Origin of the sequence: Pseudomonas sp. PDM05 (genome assembly GCF_014851685.1) — a bacterium.
GTDB lineage: Bacteria > Pseudomonadota > Gammaproteobacteria > Pseudomonadales > Pseudomonadaceae > Aquipseudomonas.
Map to the genome: position 1 here is coordinate 1 of NZ_JACVAC010000019.1, position 15,111 is coordinate 15,111.

Below are 15,111 nucleotides of genomic sequence, written 5' to 3' on the forward strand. Positions count from 1 at the left end.
CTGTCGAGCTTTAGCGAGGCTGCGAAGGCGGCGGCACTGTTGGTAGAAGTGTTGGCTGAACCACCGCTTTCGCAGGCAAGCCAGCTCCCACATTTGAGCGGTGTCGTTCGGCAGAACGCGTCCGGCTACAGATCTCCCAAACAACGCCAATCCTCTGTGGGAGCTGTCGAGCTTTAGCGAGGCTGCGAAGGCGGCGGCACTGTTGGTAAAGAAGTTGCCTGAACCACCGTTTTCGCAGGCAAGCCAGCTCCCACACTGGCCAGGTTTTCACACGGTGCTGTTGAGCCCCGGCGAGAACTCCTCATACAGCAACCAGGCGGTACTGAAGAAAAAGGCTGACTTCATCGCCAAACGGCAGTGAGCGGGCTCAGATCGCCTGAGGCTTGAAATCGCTGGCCGCCACCGGCATCACCCCTTGCAGCAGCGCCACGGATTTCTCCAGGCCTTCGAGGCTGTTGAGCAGCACATCCTCGTGTTCGATGGACAGCCAGCCGTCGTAGCCGGCCATTTTCAGGCGGTAGCAGAACTGTCGCCACCACTGCTCGCCATGGCCGAAACCGAGGGTGATGTAGGACCAACTGCGTGCCGACACGTCCATCAGCGAGCCGTTTTCCAGCAGCGAATCCACCGCCTGCACCGGCGTGTTGAGCAGGGTGTCCTTGGCGTGCACGTGGTACAGCGCATCGCCCAGGGCATCGGCGGCGGCCAGTGGGTCGGCACCCATCCAGAACAGGTGCGACGGGTCGAGATTGGCGCCGATCACCGGGCCGATGGCGTTGCGCAGCTTGAGCAGCGAGCGCACGTTGAACACGCACTGGCTGCCGTGCAATTCGAGGGCGATGCGCTCCACGCCGTGGGCCTTGGCCAGGTCGGCGATCTCGCTCCAGAACGGCAGCAGGCGCTCTTCCCATTGGTAGCGCAGGATGGTTTGCGTCTCTGGCGGCCACGAGGCTACGACCCAATTGGGCATGCGGTCGCCGGCCTGGCCTTCGGGCAGGCCGGACATGGTGCACACGGTCTTGATCCCCAACTCACCGGCCAGGCGAATCGTGTCCTTGAGGCACTGCGCCTGCTCCGGCTGGGTCGGATGCAGCGGGTTGCCATTGGCGTTCAGCGCGATGATTTCCAGGTTGTGCTGCTCGAAACTGCGGGTGAAATCGCGGCGGGCGGCGTTGCTGTCGAGCATTTGCTTGAGGTTCAAGTGTGGCGCAGTGGACCAGCCGCCGGTGTTCACTTCCAGGCCGGACAGGCCCATGCGTTCGGCGTGCTTGAGCACATCGCCCAAGGGCAGGTTGCCCAGGGTGTCGGTGACAAATCCCAGTTTCATAGCGCGATTCCTGACGGAGTGTTGTGGTTGTTGTGAGGCGATTATTCGCAGCGACCACGCCGTGTTCAAGGATGAGCAAGGGCAAAATCTGATGTGAAAACCATCAAATAAGGACGCTTAAAAAACTGCGTAAATAGAGGTTTGCGGTTTATAACGGAGGGCATTTACATCATTCAGGATGCGCCGCCATGCCTCAGCAAAGCTCCACGCAACTCTGGAAGGGCCCTACCGTGGAGCAGATCGCCAGGGTTGCCAGGGTCGGCGTCGCTACCGTGGACCGCGTACTCAATAACCGCGCCGGGGTGCGCGAACATACCCGGCTCAAGGTGCTGGCGGCGTTGGACAAGCTCAAGCAGGACCTGGCCAACGGCACGGCCACCCTGCATATCAAACTGTTCTGTGAGTCGGGGGAAACCTTCAACGCCACGCTGGCCAGTGCGCAGGAGGAGATCAACAGTTCGACCCCCGGCGTGGTGGTGCACGGCAGCTACGTGCCGAGCAATCAGGTCGATCCTGCGGCATTGGCCGACCAGGTGCAGGCCGACGGCGCCACGGCCGACGGTGTGATTGTGGTGTGCCGCGAACACCCGGCGATCAATCGTGCCATCCGCGCCTTGTGTCGCCAGGCGATCCCCGTGGTCTGCCTGACCACCGACCTGCCCAACTCGGGGCGCAGTGCCTATGTGGGCAATGATCAATACGCGGCCGGTAGCGTCGCCGGGCTGTTGATCGGCAATCGCCTGGCGCGGCAGAGGGCCAAGATCCTGCTGGTCACGAGCATGGCGTTTCGCTGCCAGCAGGAGCGGGAGATGGGCTTTCGACGGGTGCTGCGCGCGGAGTTCCCGCACTTGAAAATCGACGAGCGAATGATGTCCGACGACAGCCCGCAGACCACCGCCGAGCAGTTGCTGCGCTATTTCTCCAAGCACGACTACCCGGCGGCAATCTACAACGTGGCCGGCGCCAACCGTGGCGTGGCCCAGGCCATCGGCACGATTCCTGCCGAGCAGCGCCCGGTATTCGTCGGCCACGAGTTGACCGGGCATACGCGGGCGATGCTCGAATCCGGGGTGATGGACTACGTGGTGTCCCATGATGTCGTCGGCGAACTGGCGGCGGCGGTGCGCTGGATTCGCGGTGCGCGGGAAGGGGCGCGGGCAGCGCCGGCGTTTACCCGGGTGTTGGTGCACACGCGCTACAACTGCGATTGACGGAAAAGACGTAAAAGTCCAGTATGGAATTATAAGTACAAAACAATTACAGCAGCGCTTTCTTCTCTCTTGCCAAACCAACAACAACCCGCGAGAACCTCATCATGAAGAAACTCCCCCTCATCACCGCCCTGGCCTTGGGCCTGCTTGCGTCCTGCCCGTTGATGGCAGCCGAGAAAACCCTGCGCATCGGCATTGAAGCGGCGTACCCGCCGTTTGCCTCCAAGACGGAAAAAGGCGAGATCGTCGGTTTTGACTACGACATTGGCAACGCCCTGTGCGCGCAGATGAAGGTCAAGTGTGTGTGGGTCGAAGGTGAGTTCGATGGTCTGATTCCGTCCCTCAAGGTGAAGAAAATCGACATGGCCTTGTCGTCCATGACCATCAATGAAGACCGCAAGAAGTCGGTGGACTTCACCCACAAGTACTATTTCACCTCGTCGCGGCTGGTGATGAAGGACGGCGCGGTGGTGGATGACGGCTACGCCAGCCTCAAGGGCAAGACCATCGGCGTGCAGCGTGCGACCACCACCGACCGTTATGCCACCGAGGTGTTTGAACCCAAGGGCATCACCGTCAAGCGCTACAGCAACAACGAAGAAATCTACATGGACCTGGCGGCCGGTCGGCTGGATGCGATCTTTGCCGACACCATCCCGCTGAATGACTTCCTGCAGATGCCTCGGGGCAAGGGCTATGCGTTTGTCGGGCCCGAGCTGAAGGACCCGAAATACGTGGGCGAGGGCGCGGGGATCGCGGTGCGCAAGGGCAATGAGGCGTTGGTCACGCAATTGAACGCGGCGATTGACGGGATTCGGGCGAGCGGTGAGTACCAGAAGATTTCGCAGCAGTACTTCAAGTCCGACATCTACGGCGATTGATGCCCACACAACCCGGCGCCCCCTATTGTAGTGAGCGGGCTTGCCCCGCGCTGGGTGGCGCAGCCGCCCCAAATCCAGGCACCTCGGTCTTCCTGAAACACCGCGGTGGATCGTTTGGGGCGGCTGCGCCACCCAGCGCGGGGCAAGCCCGCTCACTACGACCGAGGTGCCTCAATGGCCCTTCAATTCCTTGAGGTGTTTGTAGACCGTCGCCCGCCCCATGCCCAGCACGTTGGCCACGTAGTTCGAGGCGCTCTTGCCTTTGAACGCGCCCTCGGCATGTAGCGCCAGCACCAGTTCGCGCTTGTGGTCGCGGGTCAGCAGGTTGAGGCTCAGTTGCCGCTCGCGCATCCAGGCATGCAAAAACGTGTTGATGCGCTCTTGCCAATCATCGCGAAACAGCGAGTCCGGCTGTGGGATCAGTTTGCTCGGCGAGAGAAACAGGTCCAGCGCCGCCTTGGCGTTTTCAAACAATGAAATATTCAGGTTGATGCACAGCACCGCCAGGCGCCGACCTGTGTGGTCGTGCAGCACGGTGCTCAGGCTGCGAATTTTCTGACCATCCCAATTGAGCTTTTCGTACGGGCCGATATTGACGTCGCTGATGTCGTCACTGAGCATGTCCTCCAGCGCCGAGTCGTCGCCAATTGCCCGTTTCGACAGGTTGTTGGCGATGTAGTCGACCTTTTGCGAGCGCAAATCGTGCAGCACTGCTTCGGCGTGGGGAAAGAACAGCGTGGCGATGGCGTCGGCCATCGCCCGGAAGTTCTGCATGATCTGTTCTTGTTCGGCGCTGTTCATCAATGGGGCTCCAGGCGTGCGGGGGAGAGCATACCAGCGTCGAGGCCGAACCGCGTCAGTGGCTCCGGCAATGGCGCCCCGCGCACCAGCGCCGCGCTGGCCTGGCCCATGGCCGGGGAGGTCTGGATGCCATACCCGCCTTGGGCGGCCACCCAGAACAGGCCGGGCACCACGGGATCGAAACCTGCGAGCAAATCGCCATCCTGCACAAAGCTGCGCAGCCCGGCCCAGGTGCGCGTCGGGCGGCGGATGGTCAGGGTGGTGGCTTCTTCGATCTGGTAGATGCCCATGGCGATGTCCAGCTCTTCGGGCTGGATGTCCTGGGGTTCGACCGGGTCGGCGTTGGCCGGCGAGCCGAGGAACATGCCGGCGTCGGGTTTCATGTAGAAGGATTCGTCCAGCGCCACCAGCATCGGCCAGTGGTGGCTGTCGACGCCTTCGGGGCCGGCAAAGATGAAGGCCGAGCGGCGCTTGGGTTGCAGGCCGATAGGCGCGGCACCGGCCAGCGCACCGAGCCTGTCGGCCCAGGCACCGGCGGCGTTGATGATGATGGGCGCGCTGTAGGTGGTATCGCCGGTTTGCACCTGCCAGAGGCCGGCGGCGTCACGGCTCAAGCCAATGACGTGGCTGTCGGTGCGCACCTCGCCGCCGTTGCGGCGGATGCCACGCAGGTAGCCCTGGTGCAGCGCGTCGGTGTCGATGTCGCTGGCGGTCGGGTCGTACAGCGCGCCGTGGACTTTTTCGCGGCGCAGAATCGGCATTTTCGCGCAGGCTTCGTCGGCGCTGAGCAGTTCAACCTGTGCCACGGTGGCCTTGGCGCTCAGGTACTGGGCGTTCAATTCGGCCGCGTCGCCGATAAAGTCAACGGTGATTTCGCCCCGTGGCGTCAGTAGCGGGTGTTCGCAGAAACCCGGCGGCGGGTTGTCGAAAAACGCGCGGCTGGCCAGGGTCAACGCGCGCACTTGCGCGGTGCCATAGGCGGCAGTGTAGAGCGCCGCCGAACGCCCGGTGGAGTGATAACCCGGATGGCTTTCACGCTCCAGCACCAGCACCTTGCCGTGCGGCGACAACCAGAAACCCGTGGACGCGCCGGCAATGCCGCCGCCGATGATGATGAAATCTGCGTGGCTCATAAGTGTCTCCAGAGTGCATTGGCCAATGCGATGTCTTCCAGGCCCAGGCCGATGGAGCGGAAGAATACGTGACGGTCGTAGGACGGGCGCGGTACGTGTTCGCTGAGCAGTTCGGGCAGATCGCCGACGATGTGGCGTTTGTCCCAGCCGTGCTGCTCGGCGGCGATGAGCATTTCCCCGGCCGAGCCTGGGGTGGTCTGGCGATAGTCGCAGAATACCTGCATGCCGTTCAGCGACTCGGGTGGTACTTCGTGGGCGCGCGGGGCGTTGGTGCTGATGGAGGTGATCAATGCCGGCTTGCCCAGGCGGCTTGGATCGATCACCGGCCCGGCGGATGAGGTGCACAGCAGGATCACGTCGGCGTCGTCCACAGCCGCATCGCACGTAGGCGCGATGGTCAGCCGTGGGTCCAGGCTGTTGAGGTGGGCGATGGCCTGCGGTGCAGCTGCGCCCAGGCTTGGCGAAAATACGCGGATGCTTTGCCAGTCCCGGAGGTTTTTCACGTAATGCAGATGCGCCTGGGCTACCTTGCCACTGCCGATAATCGCCAGGCGCCGTGCCGACAGAGGCGCCAACGCCTCCACCGCCAACGCGGTCGTTGCGGCCGTGCGGGCGGTGGTCAACTCGGCGGCATCGCACAGCAGCAGGGGTTGGCCGGTGTGCATCGACATCAACAGCGTCCACGCCGTCACCAGCGGCCCCTGTTCACGCACGATGTACGGTGAGGTCTTGACGCCATAAACGCCTTCCTCGGCCAGCACGCCCAGGTAGTTGATGAAGTCGCCGGCAGCCTGTGGAAATTCGACTAACTGTTGCGCCGGCTGCACCGCCTGCCCGGCGGCCAGGTCGCGGAACAGCTTGTGCAGGATCTGCGGTACATCGACTTGGGCGAGCAGCTCGCGGGCCTGGGTTTGGTTGATCACTTGAGGCGTGCTGGGCATGGGATGCTCCGTGACTAAACTAATTTGTCCATTATGGACTATTGGTTCTATCCGGCAAGCGCTAAACCTCAGCCTGTGAACCTGAATCCGCCCGACAGTTTGTCCTTCAAATACCCGACCAACACACTCACCGACTTCGGCACATGGGGCGAATACGGCCGGATCAGGTAAATCTCATCGGCAAACGCGCCCTTGAGCGTCCAGTCCTTGAGCACCTGCACCAACTTGCCGCTGGCCAGCGCGGCATGCGCGCTGAAATCCGGGAGCAGGGCGATGCCCAGGTGATTGAGGGCCGAGTCTCGCAGGGCTTCGCTGTTATTGGTGGCGAAACTGCCGGAGATTGGCACCGTGAGGCGTTCGAGGTGTTTTGTGCCGCGCTCGAAGGTCCAGGCGGGCTGGTCGGTGCCGCGTGGGTAGAACAGGCAGTTATGCGCGGACAACTCGCCCGGCTCGCGGGGTTCACCGTGGCGTTGCAGGTAGTCTTGGGTCGCGACCAACACCGAAGTGGTGTCGCACAGCTTCCACGCCACATGGGTTTCCGGCACCTGGAAACCATGGCGCACCGCCAGGTCGTAGCCTTCGGCAGCGAGTGAACTCAGGGCGTCGGATACGTCCAGCTGGATACGCACCTGCGGGTATTGCTGCAAAAAATCCGACAGATGCGGCACCAGTTGCTGACGGGCGAAGGCCACCGGCGCGGTCAGACGCACCAGCCCGCGAATCTCTCCGACCGAGTCGCGCACCGACGAGAAGCTGCGTGCGATTTGCGCGTAGGCGCTGCGCACTTCGCGGGTCAGCGACAACCCCGCGTCTGTCAGGCGCACGCTGCGTGTCGTGCGGGTGACCAGGCGGGTGCCGGTGGCCTTTTCCAGGTCGGAAATGCGCTGGCTCACAGCGGACTTGCTCACACCCAGGCGGGCGGCGGCGGCAGTGTAGGTGCCGTGTTCTTCCAGTACTGACAGCCAGTGGATATGGGTCCACAGCCCTTCGATCTCAGCCTTTTCCATGATGGGATTGTTCGCATATGTGGACAATAAGTTCAGGATTCTGCTCTGGTTAGGAACAAAGCGAAAGCCTATCGTGTGTCTGACTTACTGACCTGCATGCTACCCACCTGGGATCTACTGCCATGACAACTACAATCGAGCACTACATCAACGACCAGCGCGTGTCCCGCGATGATCGCTATCAGGACGTCTTCAACCCGGCCACCGGCGAAAAGACCGGGCGCGTCGCGCTGGCCAGCCGCCAGACCGTGTCCGAAGCCGTCGCCGCTGCCCAGGCCGCCTTCGCCGGTTGGGCCGACACCCCGCCGATCCGCCGCGCCCGCGTGCTGTTCGAGTACCTGCACCTGCTGCGTGAACGCAAGGACGACCTGGCGCGCATCATCGTTGCCGAACACGGCAAGGTGTTCACCGACGCCCAGGGCGAAGTGGACCGTGGTATCGACATTCTGGAGTTCGCCTGCGGTATTCCGAACCTGCTCAAGGGCGAGTATTCCGACCAGGTTTCCCGTGGCATGGACAACTGGACCATGCGCCAGCCGCTGGGCGTTGTAGCGGGCGTGACGCCGTTCAACTTCCCGGTGATGGTGCCGATGTGGATGTACCCGATTGCCATCGCGGCGGGTAACACCTTCATCCTCAAGCCAAGCCCGACTGACCCAAGTGCGTCGTTGTTCATGGCGCAGTTGCTGCATGAAGCCGGCCTGCCCAAAGGCGTGTTCAACGTGGTGCAGGGCGACAAGGAATCGGTCGACGCCTTGATCGAACACCCGGACGTCAAGGCAGTGAGCTTCGTCGGCTCGACGCCGATTGCGCAATACATCTACGAAACCGGCGCCCGCCACGGCAAGCGCGTGCAAGGCCTGGGTGGCGCGAAAAACCACATGGTGGTGATGCCCGACGCCGACATCGAAAAAACCGTCGACGCCCTGATGGGTGCGGCCTACGGCAGTGCCGGCGAGCGTTGCATGGCCATCTCGGTGGCGGTGCTGGTGGGCGACGTGGGGGACAAGGTCATCGCCGCGCTGACCGAGCGCGCCAAGCAACTGCGCATCACCGACGGCCGCGACCTGAAAGCCGAGATGGGCCCGATCGTGTCCCGTGCTGCCCTGGAACGCATCAGCGGCTATATCGAGCAAGGCGTGCAGGCCGGCGCACAACTGCTGCTCGACGGGCGCGACTACGTGCCGACCGAGGCGGGCCTGGAAAACGGCTTCTGGCTCGGCGCGACCTTGTTTGACCACGTGACCAAAGAGATGAGCATCTACCGCGAAGAAATCTTCGGCCCGGTGCTGGCCTGCGTGCGCGTGAGCGACTTCGGCGAAGCGGTGAAACTGGTCAACGAACACGAATTCGGCAACGGCGTGAGCTGCTTTACCCGCGACGGCAACATCGCCCGCGAATTTGCCCGGCGCATTGAAGTGGGCATGGTCGGCATCAACGTGCCGATCCCGGTGCCGATGGCGTGGCATGGTTTTGGCGGCTGGAAGAAAAGCCTGTTTGGCGACATGCATGCCTACGGCACTGAGGGTGTGCGGTTCTACACCAAGCAGAAGTCGATCATGCAGCGCTGGTCGGAGAGCATCGAGCAAGGCGCCGAGTTCGCCATGCCGGTCTCCAAATAACTTAAGCCAGTACACGGTCAACTGTGGGAGCGGGCTTGCCCGCGATAGCGTGGTGTCAGTCAGCACATCGAGTACTGATACACCGCTATCGCAGGCAAGCCAGCTCCCACATTTTTTTATCCGTGTTTCAGGCAGTTGATGGAGCGGTCCACGGTGGTCTTGGCAATTTCCAGCAGGTGCCACACGGCCAAAATCTTCGCCCGCTCCAGGCTTTCCAGCTGCTCACCACAATCTAGCGCCGTCGCCGAAGCACTGTCGAGCAAACTGGCGGTGTAGAGTAGGGCGTCTTCGAAACTCAGGTCTTCGTTGACCGAGTGGAAGCCTCTGGTAGGCAGGTAGTGATCGATGGCGCGGTTGAAGGCGGCGCGGTCTTTGGCGGGGTCGATGGGTGGGTCGGGTCGGGCTTTGTTCATGGTGTAACTCCTATTGGGCAAGGGAGCTACCGTCAACGCTGCTAAACGTGGGTGGTAGCTGTACGCGGGTTAGCAGACCGGTCAATAGGAAAACCAGCGCACCCGAAGGTGCCCCGCGCACAGCCACCATAAATGCAGATGTGAACCGTGTGCCTATTGAAGTCAGGCTGCTAAACCCGGTCACTGAATTGGCAGTGACGGACCGCAGACTTGCCACCGATTCCAGCAGGCACAAGGCGGCGGGGATTGTCTCGGAAACGTCCTGCAATTTAAAGCGACACGACTTGCTGGCCCTTTACAAACCATGACAAAACGCCAGCAATTCCAACGCCCTAATGCTGAAATGCAGTCAAAAATGTGGGAGCGGGCTTGCTCGCGAATGCGGTGGATCAGCCAATGAATGAGTTGACTGAACCACCGCATTCGCGAGCAAGCCCGCTCCCACAAGGGTTCTAGGGTGTTTTGGAGAATGGGGGAACTTACCGTCGCCCAGCCCGCGTACTCACATCCACCCAAACCGCCAACACCAGAATGCTGCCCTTCACGATCATCTGCCAGTAACTGTCCACGTCCAGCATCGACATGCCGTTGTCCAGGCTGGTAATCACCAACGCCCCCAGCAACGCGCCATACACCGTGCCCGAGCCGCCGCGCATCGAGGTGCCGCCGATAAAGCACGCGGCAATGGCGTCCAGTTCGCCCATGTTGCCTGCTGACGGTGAGCCGGCAGCCAGCCGCGCAGTGTTGACCAGACCGGCGAGCGCGCACATCACGCCCATGATCCCGAAGATCCACAATTTCACCGCCTGCACATTGATGCCCGACAGCCGCGTGGCCTCCATATTGCTGCCCACCGCATACACCCGGCGGCCGAACACGGTCTGGCTGGTGACATAGCTGAACACGCCGAGCAGCACCATCAACAGCAGCACCGGCACCGGAATGCCGTCATAGCTGTTGAGGGTGGTGACGAATCCGGCGAGCACTGCGCCGATCACTGCTACACGCACCAGGTCACGCACCATCGAGTGCGCCGTCAACCCATGCAATGCGCGATTGCGGCGCTGTTTCCAGGTCAGGAACAGCGTCAACGCAAACAACAGCACCCCGAGCCCAACACCCACCGTATGCGGCAAATACCCTTGGCCTATGTACACCAGCGACGGCGACACCGGCGCGATGGTGGTGCCGCCGGTGATCCCCAGCAGAATCCCGCGAAACGCGAGCATCCCGCCCAACCCGACGATAAACGACGGGATGCGCAGATAGGCCGTCATGTAGCCGTTGGCCAAACCAATCATCAACCCGCACAACGCCACCAGACTCAGGTTGGCCAGCAATGGCACGTGATACACCACGTCGAGGATCGCCGCCAAGCCACCGAGCAACCCCAGCAACGAGCCCACCGACAAGTCGATCTCGCCGCTGATGATCACCAGCACCATGCCGCACGCCAGAATCCCGGTGATCGCCATCTGCCGCAGCAGGTTGGACAGGTTGCGCGGCGTGAGAAAGCCGCCATCGGTCTGCCAGCTGAAAAACACCCAGATCACCGCCACGGCGATGACCAGGGCAAGCATTTTGTAGCGAGTAAACAGCTGTTTGACCTGGTTCATCTACGCGGTCTTCCGATCATTATTATTGTTGTTGTGGCTGAGCGCTGCGGCGAGCACCTGTTCCTGGGTGAGCCCGTCGTTGATGAAGTCGCCGCGCAGTTGGCCGTCGCCGATCACCAGCACGCGGTCGGACACTCCCAGCACCTCGGCCAGTTCCGACGAGACCATGATGATCGCCACCCCTTCGGCCGCCAGCGCGCCCATCAGTTTGTAGATCTCATACTTGGCGCCCACGTCCACGCCGCGTGTGGGCTCGTCGAGGATCAGCACCCGCGGCTTGGCCATCAGCATTTTCGCCAGCACAGCCTTTTGCTGGTTGCCGCCGGACAGGCTGGTGATCGGCAGGAACGGGCTCGCGGTCTTGAGGTGCATGCGCGCGATCTGCCGGTCGATGCTGCCCAGTTCGGCTTCGGTATCGATGCGCGTCAGCTTGGCATAGGTGTCGAGCACGGCCAGGGTGATGTTCTGGCCCACGCCGAAGTCGGGGATGATGCCTTGGCGCTTGCGGTCTTCTGGCACCATGCACAGCCCGGCGCGGATCGATTTGAGCGGTGTGCGGGTGTCGATCCGCTGGCCTTCCAGCCACACCTCACAGCTGTAGCGGCCGGGGTAGGCGCCGAACAGCGCCGACACCAACTCGGTGCGCCCGGCGCCAACCAGCCCGGCGATGCCGAGGATTTCGCCGCGCTTGAGCGCAAAGGAAATGTCGTCGACGCGTTTGCGCCTGGGGTTGTCGACGTCGTAGCAGGTGACGTTGCGCGCCTCGAAAACCACCTCGCCAACCCTGTGGGGTTGCGTGGGGTAGAGGTTGCTCATCTCGCGGCCGACCATCTGCGTGATGATCGTGGCGATGTCCATGTCGGCCATGGCGGTGGTCGCGATGTGCTTGCCGTCGCGGATCACCGCGATGGTGTCGCACACCGCCGCCACTTCATCGAGCTTGTGGGAGATGTATACGCAGGCCACGCCCTTGGCTTTCAGGTCGCGGATGATGTCCAGCAACACCTCGATTTCCGAGCGCGTCAGGGCCGAGGAGGGCTCGTCGAGGATCAACAGGCGCGCGCGTTTATTGAGGGCCTTGGCGATTTCCACCAGCTGCTGGTAGCCGCCGCCGTACTGCGACACCGGCAGCGACACGTTCATGTCCGGCACCTTGAGCTCGCGCATCAGGGCTTCGGCGCGGTGGATCATCGCCGGGTAGTTCATGCGCCCGCCCGGCAGGGTCAGCTCGTGGCCCATGAAGATGTTCTCGGCCACCGACAGGTCGGGCACCAGGGTCAGTTCCTGGTGGATGATCACGATGCCGGCGGCCTCGGTTTCGCTGATGGATTGAGCCTTGAGCGGTTGCCCGTCCCAGAGGATTTCACCGTCCCAGGTGCCGTGGGGGTAGACCGCCGACAGCACCTTCATCAAGGTGGATTTACCGGCACCGTTCTCGCCGCACAGGCCAATGCACTCCCCTGGCCGCACCTGGAGATCGATGCCGTTGAGGGCGTTGACACCGCCAAAGCGTTTGACGATGCCGTTCATTTGCAGCAGGTAGTCGGCCATGGCGGTCACTGCCCGGCAATCTGCTCTTTGGTGTAGAACCCGTCTTTCTCCAACAGGTCGATATTGGCCTTGGTCAGCGGGGTCGGGGTGAGCAGGATGGTGTCGACCTTTTTGCTGCCGTTGTCGTATTGCGAGCCGTAGGCCGGTTTTTCATTGCGCGCCAACTGCACCGAAAGCTTGGCCGCTTCGGTGGCGATCAGCTTGAGCGGTTTGTACACGGTCATGGTCTGGGTGCCGTCGATCACGCGCTTGACGGCGGCGAGGTCGGCGTCCTGGCCGGAGATCGGCACCTTGCCCGCGAGTTGCTGCGCGGCCAGGGCCTGGATCGCGCCACCGGCGGTGGCGTCGTTGGAGGCGACGATGGCGTCGATCTTGTTGTCGTTGCGGGTCAGCGCGTTCTCGACAATGCTCAGGGCCTCGGTGGGGTTCCATTCCTTGACCCACTGTTGGCCCACCACCTTGATGTCGCCCTTGTCGATGGCCGGTTGCAGCACCTTCATCTGGCCTTCGCGCAGCACCTTGGCGTTGTTGTCGGTGGGCGCGCCGCCGAGCAGGAAGTAGTTGCCCTTGGGCGCCGCTTGCAACACGCCACTGGCCTGCATCTCGCCGACTTTTTCGTTATCGAAGGAGATGTAGGCGTCGATGTCGGCGTTGAGGATCAGGCGGTCATAAGACACCACCTTGATCCCGGCCTTCTTGGCTTCGGCCACGGCGTTGGTGAGGACGGTGGCGTTGAACGGCACGATGACGATCACGTCGACGCCCCTGGAGATCAGGTTTTCGATCTGGGAAATCTGCTTTTGCTCGTTGGCGTCGGCCGATTGCACGAAGACCTTGGCGTCGAGTTTTTCGGCGGCCGCGACGAAGTAGTCACGGTCGCGTGACCAGCGTTCCAGGCGCAGGTCGTCGATGGAAAACCCGATTTTCGGGTGGGCCGGGTCGGCCATGACGGGCAGGGCGAGCAGGGCCAGGGCGGTGGCGATAAGTGTGCGTTTCATGGGTATGCGTCCTTTTATTGTTGTTGGAAAGACTCAGGTGAAACGGGTTTTTGTAGTGAGCGGGCTTGCCCCGCGCCGGGTGGCGAAGCCGCCCCAAATCCAGACGCCTCGGTCTTTCTGATACACCGCGGCGCCTGGGTTTAGGGCGGCTTCGCCACCCGGCGCGGGGCAAGCCCGCTCACTACGTGTTCAGCGGTAGATAAAGCGGTTGACGATGCCTTCGAGCATTTCCTGGCGGCCGCTTACCGCCTGCGGGTTCAACTCATTGGCAAACGCATGCTCGGCCAGCGACGCCAGGCTGAATTCACCCGCCAGCACCGCCTGGCCCAACGGTTGCTGCCAACCGGCGTAACGCTGGTCCTTGAACTGTTGCAGCCGATCGTTCTGCACCATCGCCGCTGCGCGTTCCAGCGCCAGGGCCAACACATCCATGGCCGCCACATGCCCGTGGAACAGGTCCACTTCGTCCAGGCTCTGGCGGCGCACCTTGGAGTCGAAGTTATAGCCGCCATTCTTGAAACCGCCAGCCTTGAGGATTTCATAGGTGGCGAGGGTCATTTCCTCGACGCTGTTGGGGAATTGGTCGGTGTCCCAGCCGTTCTGCGGGTCACCGCGGTTGGCGTCGATGCTGCCGAAAATCCCCAGGGACACGGCGGTGGCAATTTCGTGATGAAAACTGTGCCCGGCCAATGTCGCGTGGTTGGCTTCGATGTTCACCTTGATCTCATGTTCCAGGCCGTATTCATGCAGGAAGCCGAACACCGTGGCGCTGTCGTAATCGTATTGGTGCTTGGTCGGCTCCTGGGGCTTGGGCTCGATCAGCAGGTCGCCCTTGAAGCCGATCTTGTGCTTGTGCTCCACCACCATGCGCATAAAGCGCCCGAGCTGTTCGCGTTCGCGCTTGAGGTCGGTATTGAGCAGGGTTTCGTAGCCTTCGCGGCCGCCCCACAGCACATAGTTGGCCCCGTTGAGCCGGTGCGTGGCGTTCATCGCGCTGAACACCTGGGCGGCCGCCACGGCAAACACCTCGGGGTCTGGATTGCTCGCGGCGCCGGCGGCAAAGCGCGGGTTGCTGAAGCAGTTGGCGGTGCCCCACAGCAGTTTGATGCCGGTCTGTTCCTGATGCCGTTCCAGGTGATCGACCATCTGTGCGAAGTGGTGGCGGTACTCCTTCAACGAGTTGCCTTCGGGGGCGACATCCGTGTCGTGAAAGCTGTAGTAATCGATGCCCAGCTTGGAGAAAAACTCAAACGCCGCCTCGGCCTTGCCGATGGCCACGGCCATTGGCTCGCCGCTGCGCTGCCACGGGCGCTGGAAGGTGCCCACGCCAAACATGTCCGCCCCCGGCCAGACAAAGGTGTGCCAATAACAGGCGGCCATGCGCAGGTGTTCACGCATGGGTTTGCCGAGGATCAGTTTGTTTGCGTCGTAGTGGCGAAAGGCGAGGGGAGCGTCGCTGTTTGGGCCTTCGAAGCGAACCTTCTCGACACCTGGGAAGTACGGCATGGCGTTTTCCTTATTATTCTTGGCGGTGTCTCGATACTAGCAACGGTGTTGGGGCTGGCGATTATGAAAATCACCAAGGGATGGTGCGATTTTGAGTGGTGGGG

Annotated in this window: 13 protein-coding genes; 3 read left to right on the top strand and 10 right to left on the bottom strand. The window is 62.2% G+C overall.

The genetic code is table 11. From position 1 onward, the window contains the following. Positions 1-367: 367 nt before the first annotated feature. Positions 368-1,327: a sugar phosphate isomerase/epimerase family protein gene (locus IB241_RS25095; RefSeq protein WP_192300872.1), complete on the bottom strand. Its 960-nt coding sequence runs from the start codon at positions 1,325-1,327 to the stop codon at positions 368-370. Between the two features lie 188 nt (positions 1,328-1,515). Between IB241_RS25095 and IB241_RS25100 the strand changes: the two genes are divergently transcribed. Together IB241_RS25100 and IB241_RS25105 are read left to right on the top strand one after the other, a co-directional pair. Next, complete coding sequence (locus IB241_RS25100; protein WP_225595720.1) at positions 1,516-2,538, top strand: LacI family DNA-binding transcriptional regulator; 1,023 nt, start codon at positions 1,516-1,518, stop codon at positions 2,536-2,538. 104 nt (positions 2,539-2,642) lie between these two features. Next, positions 2,643-3,419 carry an ABC transporter substrate-binding protein gene (locus IB241_RS25105; protein WP_192300873.1) on the top strand — a complete coding sequence of 259 codons (777 nt, stop codon included), beginning with the start codon at positions 2,643-2,645 and terminating at the stop codon, positions 3,417-3,419. A gap of 171 nt (positions 3,420-3,590) precedes the next feature. Here IB241_RS25105 and IB241_RS25110 read toward each other — a convergent pair whose 3' ends face one another. The 4 genes from IB241_RS25110 to IB241_RS25125 all read right to left on the bottom strand — a co-directional run bounded on the left by IB241_RS25110 (position 3,591) and on the right by IB241_RS25125 (position 7,301). Beyond that, positions 3,591-4,220, bottom strand: a complete 630-nt coding sequence (locus tag IB241_RS25110) for a transcriptional regulator (protein WP_192300874.1) — start codon at positions 4,218-4,220, stop codon at positions 3,591-3,593. Then, positions 4,220-5,353 carry an NAD(P)/FAD-dependent oxidoreductase gene (locus IB241_RS25115; RefSeq protein WP_192300875.1) on the bottom strand — a complete coding sequence of 378 codons (1,134 nt, stop codon included), beginning with the start codon at positions 5,351-5,353 and terminating at the stop codon, positions 4,220-4,222. The genes IB241_RS25110 and IB241_RS25115 overlap by 1 nt, the downstream gene beginning before the upstream one ends. Then, positions 5,350-6,294: an ornithine cyclodeaminase family protein gene (locus IB241_RS25120; protein ID WP_192300876.1), complete on the bottom strand. Its 945-nt coding sequence runs from the start codon at positions 6,292-6,294 to the stop codon at positions 5,350-5,352. The genes IB241_RS25115 and IB241_RS25120 overlap by 4 nt, the downstream gene beginning before the upstream one ends. Positions 6,295-6,362: 68 nt before the next feature. Then, positions 6,363-7,301: a LysR family transcriptional regulator gene (locus tag IB241_RS25125; RefSeq protein WP_192300877.1), complete on the bottom strand. Its 939-nt coding sequence runs from the start codon at positions 7,299-7,301 to the stop codon at positions 6,363-6,365. A 122-nt stretch (positions 7,302-7,423) separates the two neighbouring features. Between IB241_RS25125 and IB241_RS25130 the strand changes: the two genes are divergently transcribed. After that, entirely contained in the window at positions 7,424-8,923 is a 1,500-nt protein-coding gene (locus IB241_RS25130) for a CoA-acylating methylmalonate-semialdehyde dehydrogenase (RefSeq protein WP_192300878.1), read from the top strand. A gap of 116 nt (positions 8,924-9,039) precedes the next feature. On the opposite strand, the gene IB241_RS25135 is transcribed toward IB241_RS25130, so the two are convergent. The 5 genes from IB241_RS25135 to xylA form a co-directional block, all read right to left on the bottom strand. Then, on the bottom strand, positions 9,040-9,336 hold the full coding sequence (locus IB241_RS25135) for a DUF6124 family protein (RefSeq protein WP_192300879.1): 297 nt from the start codon (positions 9,334-9,336) through the stop codon (positions 9,040-9,042). A gap of 479 nt (positions 9,337-9,815) precedes the next feature. Beyond that, on the bottom strand, positions 9,816-10,952 hold the full coding sequence (locus IB241_RS25140; protein ID WP_192300880.1) for a sugar ABC transporter permease: 1,137 nt from the start codon (positions 10,950-10,952) through the stop codon (positions 9,816-9,818). After that, positions 10,953-12,503, bottom strand: a complete 1,551-nt coding sequence (xylG, locus tag IB241_RS25145) for a D-xylose ABC transporter ATP-binding protein (RefSeq protein ID WP_192300881.1) — start codon at positions 12,501-12,503, stop codon at positions 10,953-10,955. A 5-nt stretch (positions 12,504-12,508) separates the two neighbouring features. Further along, on the bottom strand, positions 12,509-13,501 hold the full coding sequence (gene xylF, locus IB241_RS25150) for a D-xylose ABC transporter substrate-binding protein (RefSeq protein ID WP_192300882.1): 993 nt from the start codon (positions 13,499-13,501) through the stop codon (positions 12,509-12,511). A 189-nt stretch (positions 13,502-13,690) separates the two neighbouring features. Continuing rightward, positions 13,691-15,007, bottom strand: a complete 1,317-nt coding sequence (gene xylA, locus IB241_RS25155) for a xylose isomerase (RefSeq protein ID WP_192300883.1) — start codon at positions 15,005-15,007, stop codon at positions 13,691-13,693. Positions 15,008-15,111: the final 104 nt, after the last annotated feature.

Bases quoted from the DNA above. Each gene is read 5' to 3' on its own strand.
- IB241_RS25095 (WP_192300872.1), bottom strand. From the start codon at position 1,327: ATGAAACTGGGATTTGTCACCGACACCCTGGGCAACCTGCCCTTGGGC.
- IB241_RS25100 (WP_225595720.1), top strand. From the start codon at position 1,516: ATGCCTCAGCAAAGCTCCACGCAACTCTGGAAGGGCCCTACCGTGGAG.
- IB241_RS25105 (WP_192300873.1), top strand. From the start codon at position 2,643: ATGAAGAAACTCCCCCTCATCACCGCCCTGGCCTTGGGCCTGCTTGCG.
- IB241_RS25110 (WP_192300874.1), bottom strand. From the start codon at position 4,220: ATGAACAGCGCCGAACAAGAACAGATCATGCAGAACTTCCGGGCGATG.
- IB241_RS25115 (WP_192300875.1), bottom strand. From the start codon at position 5,353: ATGAGCCACGCAGATTTCATCATCATCGGCGGCGGCATTGCCGGCGCG.
- IB241_RS25120 (WP_192300876.1), bottom strand. From the start codon at position 6,294: ATGCCCAGCACGCCTCAAGTGATCAACCAAACCCAGGCCCGCGAGCTG.
- IB241_RS25125 (WP_192300877.1), bottom strand. From the start codon at position 7,301: ATGGAAAAGGCTGAGATCGAAGGGCTGTGGACCCATATCCACTGGCTG.
- IB241_RS25130 (WP_192300878.1), top strand. From the start codon at position 7,424: ATGACAACTACAATCGAGCACTACATCAACGACCAGCGCGTGTCCCGC.
- IB241_RS25135 (WP_192300879.1), bottom strand. From the start codon at position 9,336: ATGAACAAAGCCCGACCCGACCCACCCATCGACCCCGCCAAAGACCGC.
- IB241_RS25140 (WP_192300880.1), bottom strand. From the start codon at position 10,952: ATGAACCAGGTCAAACAGCTGTTTACTCGCTACAAAATGCTTGCCCTG.
- xylG (WP_192300881.1), bottom strand. From the start codon at position 12,503: ATGGCCGACTACCTGCTGCAAATGAACGGCATCGTCAAACGCTTTGGC.
- xylF (WP_192300882.1), bottom strand. From the start codon at position 13,501: ATGAAACGCACACTTATCGCCACCGCCCTGGCCCTGCTCGCCCTGCCC.
- xylA (WP_192300883.1), bottom strand. From the start codon at position 15,007: ATGCCGTACTTCCCAGGTGTCGAGAAGGTTCGCTTCGAAGGCCCAAAC.